This window comes from Klebsiella sp. JN_Kp127 (assembly GCF_040062505.1).
Taxonomy (GTDB): Bacteria; Pseudomonadota; Gammaproteobacteria; order Enterobacterales; family Enterobacteriaceae; genus Klebsiella; species Klebsiella quasipneumoniae.
The window spans coordinates 1-11,886 of sequence record NZ_JBEAHS010000042.1; the positions used below are offsets into that span (position 1 = coordinate 1).

The 11,886-nt window shown below is 59.2% G+C and carries 13 protein-coding genes and 1 pseudogene; 7 read left to right on the forward strand and 7 right to left on the reverse strand.

Going from position 1 to position 11,886, the window contains the following annotated elements; all coding sequences use genetic code 11:
- A partial coding sequence (locus tag ABLV04_RS15900; protein ID WP_348815897.1) for an FUSC family protein occupies nt 1–1,379 on the forward strand: 1,379 nt, incomplete at its 5' end.
- Nucleotides 1,376–2,824, forward strand: coding sequence for an MdtP family multidrug efflux transporter outer membrane subunit (locus tag ABLV04_RS15905; RefSeq protein WP_023290948.1), 1,449 nt, complete (start codon nt 1,376–1,378; stop codon nt 2,822–2,824). The genes ABLV04_RS15900 and ABLV04_RS15905, both read left to right, overlap by 4 nt.
- Nucleotides 2,825–3,638: 814 nt before the next feature.
- Here ABLV04_RS15905 and ABLV04_RS15910 read toward each other — a convergent pair.
- From ABLV04_RS15910 to ABLV04_RS15930, 5 genes and pseudogenes are all read right to left on the reverse strand, one after another.
- Nucleotides 3,639–3,938, reverse strand: a complete 300-nt coding sequence (locus ABLV04_RS15910) for a DUF1889 family protein (protein ID WP_004205347.1) — start codon at nt 3,936–3,938, stop codon at nt 3,639–3,641.
- Nucleotides 3,939–4,122: 184 nt separating this feature from the next.
- A complete protein-coding gene (locus ABLV04_RS15915; RefSeq protein ID WP_032454016.1) occupies nt 4,123–5,676 on the reverse strand; it encodes a peptide MFS transporter in 1,554 nt (517 codons plus the stop codon).
- Nucleotides 5,677–6,149: 473 nt separating this feature from the next.
- Entirely contained in the window at nt 6,150–6,572 is a 423-nt protein-coding gene (gene arsC, locus ABLV04_RS15920) for a glutaredoxin-dependent arsenate reductase (RefSeq protein ID WP_086074981.1), read from the reverse strand.
- 9 nt (nt 6,573–6,581) lie between these two features.
- Nucleotides 6,582–6,935, reverse strand: a pseudogene (locus ABLV04_RS15925) (ArsB/NhaD family transporter); the annotation flags it as partial.
- A 129-nt stretch (nt 6,936–7,064) separates the two neighbouring features.
- The gene (locus tag ABLV04_RS15930) at nt 7,065–7,394 is read right to left on the reverse strand and encodes a metalloregulator ArsR/SmtB family transcription factor (protein WP_044524659.1); all 330 of its coding nucleotides are present in this window, start codon (nt 7,392–7,394) and stop codon (nt 7,065–7,067) included.
- 216 nt (nt 7,395–7,610) lie between these two features.
- Here ABLV04_RS15930 and ABLV04_RS15935 point away from each other — a divergent pair, with 216 nt between their 5' ends.
- The gene (locus tag ABLV04_RS15935) at nt 7,611–7,904 is read left to right on the forward strand and encodes a YciI family protein (protein WP_048298243.1); all 294 of its coding nucleotides are present in this window, start codon (nt 7,611–7,613) and stop codon (nt 7,902–7,904) included.
- Nucleotides 7,905–7,922: 18 nt separating this feature from the next.
- Nucleotides 7,923–8,495 (forward strand): DUF1349 domain-containing protein, encoded by a 573-nt coding sequence (locus tag ABLV04_RS15940; RefSeq protein ID WP_180266125.1) that lies wholly within the window; start codon nt 7,923–7,925, stop codon nt 8,493–8,495.
- Nucleotides 8,496–8,498: 3 nt separating this feature from the next.
- Here the strand turns inward: ABLV04_RS15940 and ABLV04_RS15945 are convergent, their stop codons facing one another.
- Nucleotides 8,499–8,762 carry a hypothetical protein gene (locus tag ABLV04_RS15945; protein ID WP_044524663.1) on the reverse strand — a complete coding sequence of 88 codons (264 nt, stop codon included), beginning with the start codon at nt 8,760–8,762 and terminating at the stop codon, nt 8,499–8,501.
- Between the two features lie 160 nt (nt 8,763–8,922).
- Nucleotides 8,923–9,822, reverse strand: a complete 900-nt coding sequence (locus tag ABLV04_RS15950; protein WP_004205338.1) for a LysR family transcriptional regulator — start codon at nt 9,820–9,822, stop codon at nt 8,923–8,925.
- Nucleotides 9,823–9,960: 138 nt separating this feature from the next.
- On the opposite strand from ABLV04_RS15950, the gene ABLV04_RS15955 reads away from it, so the two are divergent.
- The 3 genes from ABLV04_RS15955 to ABLV04_RS15965 are packed head-to-tail and all read left to right on the forward strand — an operon-like array spanning nt 9,961 to nt 11,875.
- Nucleotides 9,961–10,269, forward strand: coding sequence for a superoxide dismutase (locus ABLV04_RS15955; protein ID WP_180266126.1), 309 nt, complete (start codon nt 9,961–9,963; stop codon nt 10,267–10,269).
- A gap of 2 nt (nt 10,270–10,271) precedes the next feature.
- Nucleotides 10,272–10,835 (forward strand): NAD(P)H-dependent oxidoreductase, encoded by a 564-nt coding sequence (locus tag ABLV04_RS15960; RefSeq protein ID WP_180266127.1) that lies wholly within the window; start codon nt 10,272–10,274, stop codon nt 10,833–10,835.
- Nucleotides 10,836–10,855: 20 nt separating this feature from the next.
- Complete coding sequence (locus tag ABLV04_RS15965) at nt 10,856–11,875, forward strand: aldo/keto reductase (RefSeq protein WP_180266128.1); 1,020 nt, start codon at nt 10,856–10,858, stop codon at nt 11,873–11,875.
- Nucleotides 11,876–11,886: the final 11 nt, after the last annotated feature.

Here is an 11,886-nt window from a genome sequence, read left to right on the forward strand (position 1 = left end):
GCGTGCGCCGGCGGCCCACCCCGGGCGGAGAAACGCCACCGACCTTCGGCGAGACCGCCGCGCAGTTCAACCAGCTGCAGTCGCTGTTCGCCCAGGCCTGTCGGGCGACGCCGGAGATCGCCGCCGATCCGCAGGCCTGGCGCTCGCGGCTGGCCGCCACCCTGCGCTGCTACCAGCTGGCGGCGCTGCTGCAAGCGGACGAGGCCGATAGCGACGATCGCCTGCTGCTGTCGCAGGCGGTACTCCAGCTGAAGAGCGCCCTTAGCGAGGGGCCGTTTGACGGCGCCATTCCCCCCCTGGCGCTCAGCGGCCGCGGCGCCAATCGCGCCGTTCTGCAGGAGATGGCTGCCCTTCTGCAGCAGCTGGCCCAGGGTGAGCCGGTGGCCCTGCCGCAGGGAGAGGTGGAAAAACCGCCTCTGCTGGCGCCGGACGCCTGGCGCAACCCGGCGTATCTCCATTTTGCGCTCAAGACCCTGCTGGCGACGCTAATCTGCTATGTCTTCTATACCGCTGCCGACTGGCAGGGGCTGCACACCATTATGCTGAGCTGCGTGATCGTCGCCCAGCCCGGGCTGGGCGCCACGATGCAGAAGACGTGGCTGCGCATCGGCGGCGCGCTGCTCGCCACTCTGCTGGCGCTGCTGTTAATCGTCTTTGTCCAGCCCTGGACCGACTCGCTGTCGGGGCTGCTGGCGATGTCCCTGCCGGTGATGGCGCTGGCGGCCTGGATTGCCGCCGGCTCGGAGCGTATCGCCTACGCCGGGATCCAGATTGGTTTCACTTTTGCGCTGGCCTTCCTCAGCTGGTTTGGTCCGCTGACAAACCTCACCGAGCTGCGGGACCGGGTGCTGGGCATTCTGCTCGGGGTGCTGGTCTCCTCCATTGTCCATTTGTATCTCTGGCCGGACAGCGAAGCGCCGCAGCTGAAATCGCGCCTCGCCGGACTCTATCGCCGGCTGGCGGACTGCCTCGCCGCCCCGCACGATGCGGTGCCGCTGGCCCCTCTGTTTGTCGCCTTCACCGACAGCGAAGCGCTGATCCATCGGGTTCGCGCCGAACCGCTGGGTACGTATGCCCACCCCTGGCCCCAGGCGAAAGACTGGCCGATGCGCGCCACCCTCGCCCGGGCCGAGGAGATCGCCCGCCTTAGCGAAGGGTACCGGCTCAACGCCGCGCCGGGAGACCCGACCCTGACCCGCTGCGCCGAACAGCTGCGGCGCTACGCCGAACGTATCGAACAGGAGGCGACAGCGCCTGCCGAGCAGCTGGCCGCCGACCTGACTAACCCCTTTGGCCCGGCGCTGGCCGCCGCGCTGGCCGCCCTGCCCGACTGGGGCCCGACACCGATAGCGACTGAGCAACAGGCTAAAACGTCATGATGATCCTTCCTTTCTCCGCGCGGCTGCGCGGCACTCTCCTTACCCTGACGCTGACGCTGCTCAGCGGCTGCGCGCTGATCCAGGACGAGCCAGCCCAGGTCGCCATCGTCAATCCGCAGCAGGTCCAGCTGGCGCAGGTGATCCACCTGGCGAATAGCGACTGGCCGGCAGCCCGCTGGTGGGAGGCCTATGAGGATCCTCAGCTCAATATGCTGATCAACCGGGCGCTGCAGAACTCGCCGACCATGCAGGCCGCCCGGCTGCGCATCTCTCAGTCGCAGTCCACGGTGGAACTCGCCCAGTCGGCGATGGGCCTGCAGGCCACCGCCGTCGCGGCGCAAAACCGCCTGCGGATCACCGACAAATCCTTTAGCTGGCCCTACTCCTACTCCCTGCCGGTGGATAAGAACGGTCCCTGGTATACGCTGAACACCGTTGGCGTCGGGGCGCAGCTGAATATCGATCTCTGGGGAGCCGATCGCGCCCGGGTTGCAGCCGCCATTGGCGAGAAAAACGCCCGGCTGGCGGAGACCGCCGGCATTGAGCTCGACATCGCCAGCAGCGTGGCGCAGCTCTATTTCGCCATGCAGGCGACGTTCCAGAAAATCGCGCTGCTGCAGGACCTGGAAGGCATTGCCCAGTTCTCGGTGGCGGCCCACGAGCACCGGACCCAACGCGGCGTGGAAGACAGCGTGGATGTGGCCAACGCCCAGGCCGAGCAGCTCGCCGCCCGCCAGCAGATCATCAGCGCCGAGGGGACGCTGACCCAGTATCGTGAAACCCTGCGGGCGCTGATCGGCGCCGATGCGCAAAGCATGCCGGCGATCCATCCGGTGGCGCTGCCTGCGCTCCAGGAGACGCTGCCGCCGTCGCTCTCTTTCGAGCTGCTGGCCCGCCGCCCGGACCTGCAGGCGCTGCGCGGGTATGTGACCGCCTCCCTGAGCCAGGTCGATGCGGCGAAAGCGGCGTTTTATCCCCATTTTGATATCAAAGCGTTCTGGGGCTATAACGCCCTGAGCGTCGGGGATCTGTTTAAGTCCTCTTTCCAGCAGATCAACCTGCTGCCTGGGCTTTATCTGCCGATCTTCGACGGCGGTCGTCTGAACGCCAATCTGCAGTCGGTGCGCACCGCCAGCAATATTCTGATCAAACAGTACAACCAGGCGGTGCTGGACGCGGTTCGCGATGTCGCCATCAGCTCCAGCCAGCTTAACGACCTGAATCAGCAGCGCGCGCTGCAGCAGCTGAAGGTCACCGCGGCGCAGACCACCACCGACAGCGCTCGCGCCCATTATCAGCGCGGCCTGCTCAGCCGCTACGCCGCCGAAGAGGCCCGGCGGGCGGTCCTTGCCCAGCAGCTGTTGCTGCTGGATATTGAGGCCCAGCGGTTGAGCACCGACATTACCCTGATCAAAGCCCTGGGCGGCGGCTACCGCGGCCAGTAACAAAAATGCCTTCCCCGGTGGGGAAGCCATTAAACCGTCTTCAGGAATTGCCCGGCGGCGCTGCGCTTGCGCGGGCCTACGGCCAACCGCATAGCGGTTTGATATTGCCGTCTTTCGTAGGCCGGGTAAGGCGAAAGCCGCCACCCGGCAGAAATGCGGGCAGAATAATGAAACAGGTTTGTCATCAGCCAGAATGCCTTCCCCGGTGGGGAAGCCATTAAACCGTCTTCAGGGATTGCCCGGCGGCGCTGCGCTTGCGCGGGCCTACGGCCAACCGCATAACGGGTTGATATTGTCGTCTTTCGTAGGCCGGGTAAGGAGAAAGCCGCCACCCGGCAGAAATGCGGGCAGAATAATGAAACAGGTTTGTCATCAGCCAGAATGCCTTCCCCGGTGGGGAAGGCATTAAACCGTCTTCAGGGATTGCCCGGCGGCGCTGCGCTTGCGCGGGCCTACAGCCAACCGCATAGCGGTTTGATATTGCGGTCTTTCGTAGGCCGGGTAAGGCGAAAGCCGCCACCCGGCAGAAATATGGGCACAATAATGAAACAGGTTTGTCATCAGCCAGAATGCCTTCCCCGGTGGGGAAGCCATTAAACCGTCTTCAGGGATTGCCCGGCGGCGCTGCGCTTGCGCGGGCCTACAGCCAACCGCATAACAGTTTGATATTGCGGTCTTTCGTAGGCCGGGTAAGGCGAAAGCCGCCACCCGGCAGAAATGCGGGCACAATAATGAAACAGGTTTGTCATCAGCCAGAATGCCTTCCCCGGTGGGGAAGGCATTAAACAGAAGATGCGGGGTTAATGCGCGGCGATTACACCAGGGCGCGCAGCTCTTCCCGCATGTAGGTGGAAAAGAATTCCGGATGTTTAATCACCAGCCGTTCGCCGGCGGCGACCCGTTCAGCCCACTCCGCCACTTTGTCGGTAAACCCGGCGCTCCAGCCTTGCTGCTGACCGCGCTCAGCGACGTCGGCCGGGCTGGCTGGCACGCCCAGCTCTTTCAAATATTTGAGAATTCCCTTCGCGGTACTTTCATCCATAGACTGTGGTACTGGCTCAGACGTATTCATACCACCAATGAAATCCAATGCTTTATCAATGACTGCTGGCATAGGTGTGTCCTTATATTAACCACATAGTAAACCTGACTACACTATGGACCGGAAAGCGACGTGATTTCAAAGAACACGCTCACGTTATGGGACATCGCGCATTCAGAAAAGGGGATTTTGCACTGCCGGGGCGGGGGTTGGACAAAAAACAAGCCGGTCCCGCGGGACCGGCCTGAGGATCGCGTCAGGCGTTGCTGACGGATTTTTGCGCGCCGCTGGACTGACTGTTCTCCAGCATCCGGCGGACCGGGACAATCAGCACGGCCAGCACGGCGGCGCAGATCAGCAGCGCGATGGAGCAGCGGGCGAAGAGGTCCGGCAGCAGCGACAGCTGATCGGCCTTCACGTGACCGCCAATCAGGCCCGCCGCCAGGTTACCCAGCGCGCTGGCGCAGAACCACAGCCCCATCATCTGGCCGCGCATTCTCTCCGGCGCCAGCAGGGTCATGGTCGCCAGACCAATCGGGCTCAGGCACAGTTCGCCGAGCGTCAGCATCAGGATGCTGCCCACCAGCCACAGCGGCGACACACCGGCCCCGCCGTTGTTCAGGACGTTCTGCGCCGCCAGCATCATCAGGCCAAAGCCCGCCGCCGCGCACAGGATGCCAATGACGAATTTGGTCATGCTGCCCGGACGAACGTTTTTACGCGCCAGCGCTGGCCACGCCCAGCTGAATACCGGTGCGAGGAGAATGATAAATAAGGCGTTAATCGACTGGAACCAGACCGCGGGGATCTCAAAATCGCCGATCATCCGGTTGGTATAGTCGTTAGCAAACAGATTGAATGAGGTCGGTTTCTGTTCAAATGCCGACCAGAAAAAGGCCGCCGAAACCAGCAAAATAAAGCACACCAGCAGGCGCGCCCGCTCTTTACGGCTCAGGCCGGCGAAGACGAACAGCCAGATGAAATAGAGCGCTACGGAAGCGGCAATCACATAGACCAGCACGCTGGCCACCGCCACCGGGTTAATCACGATCGTGCCCAGGCTAATGAGCGTGACCAGCACAGCCACTCCCAGCGCCAGCGCCAGCAGCCACGCCCCAACGCCATTCTTTTTCGCCACCGGGCTGTTCCAGGTGGAGTCTAGGCCGACCTCTGCGTCATAGCGCTTCATCGACGGCACGGCAAAGACACGGAAAATGATCAGCGCCACCAGCATCCCGATCCCCCCGATGCCGAAGCCCCAGTGCCAGCCATGGGATTTAATCAGCCAGCCGGAGATCAATGGCGCGATAAACGAGCCGATGTTGATCCCCATGTAGAACAACGAGAAACCGCCGTCGCGGCGCGCGTCGCCTTTTTTATACAGAGTGCCGACCATCACCGAGATACAGGTTTTAAACAACCCGGAACCGAGAACGATAAACATCAGACCGATAAAGAACAGGTCGTTGCCCAGCCATGCCGACAGGGCGATCGACAGGTGCCCGAGGGCGATCAGAATCGAGCCGTACCAGACGGCGCGCTGCTGGCCAAGCCAGTTATCCGCCAGCCAGCCGCCCGGCAGCGCGGCCAGATACATACTGCCGGCAAAAATCCCGACGATCGCCGAGGCGTTCTCCCGCGCCAGCCCCATTCCGCCGTCGTAAACCGTCGCCGCCATAAACAGGATCAGTAAGGGGCGGATGCCGTAAAACGAGAAGCGCTCCCACATTTCGGTGAAGAACAGGGAGCCCAGCGGATAAGGATGGCCGAAAAAGGTACGGCTTTCGTTTTTATTAACAGAGGAATGCATAAATTCTCCAGATAAGGTGCACCGCAGCGCAAGTTAACCGTACAAAGCGGGCTGACGATTTATAATTTGTTTGTCTTAACATCAACTACAAGAATTTTTAACCATTTGATAACCACGCAATGGTTTTGTCCAGCCCCTTACCTTCCCTTTTTAGATGAAAAGTCGACAAACATCTAGTTTTATAGATTTAATGTTCGCAAAAGCGCAAACGGCGTTGACATTATGCCATTGTAAAGAATACATAATTTTATTTATTAAAAACAGTAAGTTGATTGAGTAACAAAGGACAAAAACCGTCGGTGCAGGCAGGGCATATAACGACAGGAAAAGTAAGGGAAACGGGGCTGAGGAGGCAGAAATAGCGCTAAGGGAGAATATTGTTCAGCCATCCAGGTGTTTCACACCCGGAGAGCCTCCCGCGAGGCAGGATGCACATGGCTTGCCGGCTGCTACAGCCGGCGCCATTTTGCGCGCTATTTCACACGCTGCCCCGTCCGATCAATGACGCGCTCACCGTCTTCCTTCACGAAGGCGCCTTTTTGCGGCGCCGTCAGGATCTCCAGCACCACCTCTGACGGGCGGCAGAGCCGGGTGCCCCGCGGCGTCACCACGATCGGACGGTTGATCAGGATCGGATGCTGGAGCATAAAGTCGATTAACTGGTCATCTGTAAACCGCTCTTCCGCCAGGCCCAGCGCATCGTAGGGTTCGACGTTTTGCCGCAGCAGCGCCCGCACCGGGATCGCCATCGCGGCGATCAGCTGGCGTAGTTCATCACGCGACGGCGGCGTCTCCAGATAATAGATAATGGTGGGCTCAGCGCCGCTGTTGCGGATCAGCGCCAGGGTATTACGTGAGGTGCCGCATTCAGGGTTATGGTAAATGGTGATGCTCATAGCACGTTCTCATGGCTGATTGAAGGAGAGACGCAGCGCCAGCGCGGCCAGCGTTACCAGCAGCACCGGCAGGGTCATGGTGATGCCGCAGCGAAAATAATACCCCCAACCGATGGTGATGTGCTTTTGCGCCAGCACATGCAGCCAGAGCAGCGTGGCCAGGCTACCAATCGGCGTGATTTTGGGCCCCAGATCGCAGCCGATAACGTTGGCATATATCATGGCCTCTTTGATCGTCCCTGTTGCCGCGCTGCCATCAATCGACAAGGCGCCGACCAGCACGCTGGGCATATTATTCATGATCGAAGAGAGGAAGGCCGACAGGATACCGGTGCCCAGCGTCGCGGCCCAAAGGCCGCGCTCCAGCCGATCCCTAACCCCCGCGGCTGCCAGATCACCAGCACCAGGGTCAGGGACAAAAATCGCACCTGCAAGCAACATCGTTCCCCCACCAATCACATTCGAAAAATCATATATGTTAAGATAAATTTTTTACCGACAACCCGGCCCGTCAGTCAGTCTGCTGACCATCAGCCGCACCTCGTCCTGCTGACTTAGCCAGGCCTGCTCAATCACCTGCGCCGCCCAGGCCGGCATCTGCGGAGAGAGGCGATAATGGACCCACTTACCCTGTTTTCGATCCAGCAGCAGCCCGCTCTCCCGCAGCATTGCCAGATGGCGGGAGATCTTGGGCTGGGACTGGGCGAGCGCCATACAGAGATCGCACACGCACAGCTCTCCCCGCGCCTTGAGCAACAGCACGATCCCCAGCCGGGTTTCATCGGCGAGGTTTTTGAACAGTTGCAGGGGCAATAAAGACATGGTTTCTCCTCAAGCGTGACGGACAGCATACGGGACCACGAATAAAGATCAATATGCATTCGAAAAAACATATGTGTATTCACAGCCGCGATAAATCTCCATACCGTTGCAACATGTACCTCCTGCTCAATAGCACGCAAAAATGCCACGTTTTCTTTTAACCATCATCGAAATGTGTCAGGCTGAAGATCCCATCGGATTGACAGGGTTTTCAGGATGAGTACGATTTATGTGGTTGTTTTAACGTATATAAAACCGCTCGAAGAGATTGACAGCGCGATCCCCGCCCACGTCGAATGGCTCAAAAAAGGCTATGCTGACGGCCTCTTTCTCACCTCCGGCCGCCGTATTCCCCGCACCGGCGGGGTGATTCTGGCGAAATGCGACAGCCGGGAAATTCTGGAATCGCGTCTGAGCCAGGATCCCTTCCAGCAGCTGGGTCTCGCCCATACGGAGATTATCCCCTTTGAGGCCAGCATGGCGTCCCCCGCGCTGCAGTCGCTGTTATAAGCCTGTTCCGGAGGAAATATGCAGCCATCCTTTCACTGGATTAATGAACCAGCCGAGTGGCGCCGCGATGCCGACGGCCTGACGGTGGTCACCGATAAGCATACCGATTTCTGGCGTCATACCTGGTATGGCTTCGAGCGCTTCTCCGGCCATCTTTACGCCGCTGAGTTGGAGGGCGATTTTACCCTGCAGGCAAAAATCTGTGCGGATTTCACCACGCTTTACGACCAGGCCGGGCTGATGATGATGGCGGACGAGCAGACCTGGCTGAAGGCGGGAATTGAGTTTAATGACGATGCCCCGGCCATCGGCAGCGTGCTGACGCTAACCCACTCCGACTGGGCCACCGGGCTTTTCCCCGGCGACCCGCGCACCTTCTGGCTGCGGCTGACCCGCAAGGGCGATGCGTTAAGGCTGCAGTATTCGACCGACGGCGAGCGCTGGCCGCTGCTGCGTCTCGGCTACTTTCCGCCAGGCCCGGTAAAAGCCGGCGTCATGTGCTGCTCACCGGAGCGCGGCGGACTGGCGGTTGCCTTTCTGGATATTCAGCTTTCCCCGCCGCTGGACAAAGCGCTGCACGATCTGAGCTGAACGCTAGCGGGAAGACCCGACTTTCTCTGCATCCTGGGGGCCAGGATTGCAGGCTTCGCGGGTCCCGGGCAGGTAAAAATGGCCGTGCTTATCGGGATCGGTGCCGCCCGGGCACCCTGCCCTGCCCGAGGAGTTATCGCTACTGCCGCCGTCCGAACCGTTGCCGCCGTCGGCGCCCGATATTACCGACTGGCCGTGATGGCCATGCGCTGCAGTGGCTGAAAACGCCACCAGCGCGAACACACAGACCATTAAGCGTCTGCCCATTGCTGCCTCTCCCTTATTGAAATTCCCCGCCCATCGCGTTGACGATGGGATAAGCCGTTACACCGCGATAAAAAACCGCTTTATCCGCAGGGAGTATAGGGTTAAGACAGAGGGAAAGACAGGGCCGGTGTCTTCAGACATTTCGCACGCAAAATAGCCTTTATGCCGCGGTATGCGCTATCAGAAAATCAATCAGGGCTTTCACCCTTTTCGTTTTACCCGCGTTTTTCGGGTAATAGAGATAAACCGGCGGATAGGTTTTCCAGTAGTCCTCCATCACCGGTAGAAACTGTTCACGATCGGGCTGTAGCCGCCAGATAGGTTCAAACAAGCGGCCAATCCCCAGTCCATGGCGGATACCGTCTGCCATGACGTCAATATCATTGCTAATTAACTGCCCCGGCATCTCCACGGTGAGTTGCTCGCCGTGGTCATTGAGGATCAGCGGCAGGATGCGGTGGTTGGTAATAAAGCGATAGCCAATCAGCCGGTGATGGCTGAGATCGGCGGGCGACTCAGGCACGCCATATTCGGCCAGATAGGCTGAGGAGGCATATAACCCTTCGCGAAACGGCTTCATTAACGGGCGGGCGACCACCCCGCCTTCGAGAATATCGCCAAAGCGGATCCCAAGGTCGAATCGTTCTTCAATGATATTGACGGTACCGTCATAGACCGATATTTCCAGTTGGATCCCCGGGTATTGCTGACAGAAAGCCGCCATCGCCGGTTTAAGAATAAGCAGGTAGGCAAAGCGCGAGAGCGTAATTCTCACCGCCCCGGAGGGTTCCCGATTCTGGTCGCGGAGGCTCTCCAGCGATGTTTCCAGGACCTCGACCGCCGCAGCGGTCTGCTCCAGCAGCTGTTGGCCGGTTTCCGTCAGCTCGATTCGCCGGGTGGTACGCACAAAAAGCGGATGACCTATATGCTCCTCCAGCAGCTTGAGGGCATTGCTGACAGACGGCGGCGTGATTTCTAATTTCCTCGCCGCAGCCGAGATATTGCCTTCGCGCGCAATGCTCTGAAAGATGCGTATTTGATTATAAAGGGCGTTATTCATAGCATCTCCTTGCGACAGTCTCGCCTGATTATTAAGTACAGGCTAAATATTCTTAAGTCAATGACCGCCTAATCTTCACTCCCTGTGGCTCGTATACTTTTGTCTCTTCCCGCTGATAACGACTTTCCGGAGACAACGATGCGAATTTTATGTCTGGATATCCCCGCGCCCGGCGCAACGCTGGAGCACTATGCGCCGCACCTTACCGCGGAAGCCCTCCACGCCTGGAGGCTGTATAAATCTGGCTCCATCCGCGACATCTATTTCCGTCAGGACCGACCCGGCGTCGCTATTTTCCTCGAGTGCGACACCGTGGAAGAGGCGAATAACGTCATGGCCGAATTTCCGCTGGCGAAGGCGGGTTTATTAACCTTCGAGTGTATTCCACTCGGCTCGTTTATTAACTGGGAAAACCTCTTCTCTGCCGAATTTAAACCTCAGGAGTAACGATGGGAAAGCCTCATATCCTTATCGTTTCCGGGCATCCGGATCTTAACCATTCCATCGCCAACGCCACCATCCTCGATGAGCTGGCGACCGCCCTGCCTGATGCGGAAATCCGTCGTCTGGACTGGCTCTATCCGGACGGCAAATTCAACATCACCGCAGAGCAGGAAAGCCTGCTGAAGGCGGATGTGATTGTCTGGCAGTTCCCTTTTTCCTGGTATGGGCTACCCGGGTTAATGAAACAATGGCTGGACGAGGTCTTTGTTCACGGCTTCGCGCATGGTTCAACGGCGAAACTGGGTGGTAAAAAGCTGATCCTCTCCTTCACCACGGGAGCGCCACAGGCGCTCTATACCGCTGACGGTTTCTTTGGCCATGCCATTGAAGAGTATCTCCTTCCCTTCGAGACCACGGCCAGGCTGTGCAATCTTGAGCTGCTGGTGCCGGTTTATACCTGCGGCATTAGCTACGTCGACCGGGATGCCGACCAAATCGCTCAGCAAAAAACGCGTGCCCGGGAACACGCGGCCAGACTGATCGCACGGCTTAAAACTCTGGTGGAATAGCCCAAAGGGAGAAAATAAAGATGCAGTATATCCGGCTCGGGAAGAGTGACTTAATGGTCTCCCGTATCTGCATGGGATGTATGGGGTTTGGCGATCCGTCAACGGGTCAGCATCGCTGGACGCTGGACGAAACAGCCAGCCGGGACATCATCCGCTACGGCCTCGAACAGGGCATCAATTTTTACGATACCGCCATCGCCTATCAGAACGGCTCCAGCGAACGGTACGTTGGCCGGGCGCTGCGGGAGATGGCAAAACGCGAGGATGTGGTGCTGGCCACCAAGTTTCTGCCACGAACCGCTGCCCAGATTGCCGAGGGGATCAGCGGAAAACAGGCGATCACCCGCTCGCTTGACCAGAGTCTGCGAAACCTCGGGATGGACTACATCGACCTCTACATTTACCACATCTGGGATTACAACACCCCGGTTATCGACGTGCTGGAGGCGCTGCATGCCGCTGTCGCCGCCGGCAAGGTGCGCGCGATTGGCATTTCCAATTGTTATGCCTGGCAGTTGGCGAAGGCGAACGCCCTTGCCGAACGCGAAGGGCTGACGTCCTTTGTTTCTGTGCAGAGCCACTACAACCTGATTATGCGTGAAGACGAACGAGAGCTGTTCGGGCTGTGCGCTGAAGATAATATCGCTATGACTCCCTATAGCGCGCTGGCCAGCGGCCGTCTCGCCCGCTTAGAAGGCCACACGCGGCGAGCGATGGAAGATGATTATGCCCGGGGCAAATACGACCGCACGGCAGAGCAGGATCGGATCATTATTGCCCGCGTCGCTGAACTTGCCGAACGACATCAGGTCTCCATGACCGAAATTTCGCTGGCCTGGCTGCTGACTAAAGTCACCGCCCCGGTGGTCGGCGCCACGCAAAAGCATCATGTTGACGGTGCGGTCAACGCTGTAGCCCTTCAACTGAGCCCGGAAGAAATCCGTTATCTGGAAGAAGCCTATCAGCCGCACTTCCTCACAGGCGTGATGGCGCAAAACACGCCGCAAGCCAAAGACCATCCTCAGGTGTGGACACGCTAACGATCCGCCCT

Excerpts from the sequence above, each read along its gene's own strand:
- ABLV04_RS15905 (WP_023290948.1), top strand. The coding sequence starts at position 1,376 with ATGATGATCCTTCCTTTCTCCGCGCGGCTGCGCGGCACTCTCCTTACC.
- ABLV04_RS15910 (WP_004205347.1), bottom strand. The coding sequence starts at position 3,938 with ATGCCAGCAGTCATTGATAAAGCATTGGATTTCATTGGTGGTATGAAT.
- ABLV04_RS15915 (WP_032454016.1), bottom strand. The coding sequence starts at position 5,676 with ATGCATTCCTCTGTTAATAAAAACGAAAGCCGTACCTTTTTCGGCCAT.
- arsC (WP_086074981.1), bottom strand. The coding sequence starts at position 6,572 with ATGAGCATCACCATTTACCATAACCCTGAATGCGGCACCTCACGTAAT.
- ABLV04_RS15930 (WP_044524659.1), bottom strand. The coding sequence starts at position 7,394 with ATGTCTTTATTGCCCCTGCAACTGTTCAAAAACCTCGCCGATGAAACC.
- ABLV04_RS15935 (WP_048298243.1), top strand. The coding sequence starts at position 7,611 with ATGAGTACGATTTATGTGGTTGTTTTAACGTATATAAAACCGCTCGAA.
- ABLV04_RS15940 (WP_180266125.1), top strand. The coding sequence starts at position 7,923 with ATGCAGCCATCCTTTCACTGGATTAATGAACCAGCCGAGTGGCGCCGC.
- ABLV04_RS15945 (WP_044524663.1), bottom strand. The coding sequence starts at position 8,762 with ATGGGCAGACGCTTAATGGTCTGTGTGTTCGCGCTGGTGGCGTTTTCA.
- ABLV04_RS15950 (WP_004205338.1), bottom strand. The coding sequence starts at position 9,822 with ATGAATAACGCCCTTTATAATCAAATACGCATCTTTCAGAGCATTGCG.
- ABLV04_RS15955 (WP_180266126.1), top strand. The coding sequence starts at position 9,961 with ATGCGAATTTTATGTCTGGATATCCCCGCGCCCGGCGCAACGCTGGAG.
- ABLV04_RS15960 (WP_180266127.1), top strand. The coding sequence starts at position 10,272 with ATGGGAAAGCCTCATATCCTTATCGTTTCCGGGCATCCGGATCTTAAC.
- ABLV04_RS15965 (WP_180266128.1), top strand. The coding sequence starts at position 10,856 with ATGCAGTATATCCGGCTCGGGAAGAGTGACTTAATGGTCTCCCGTATC.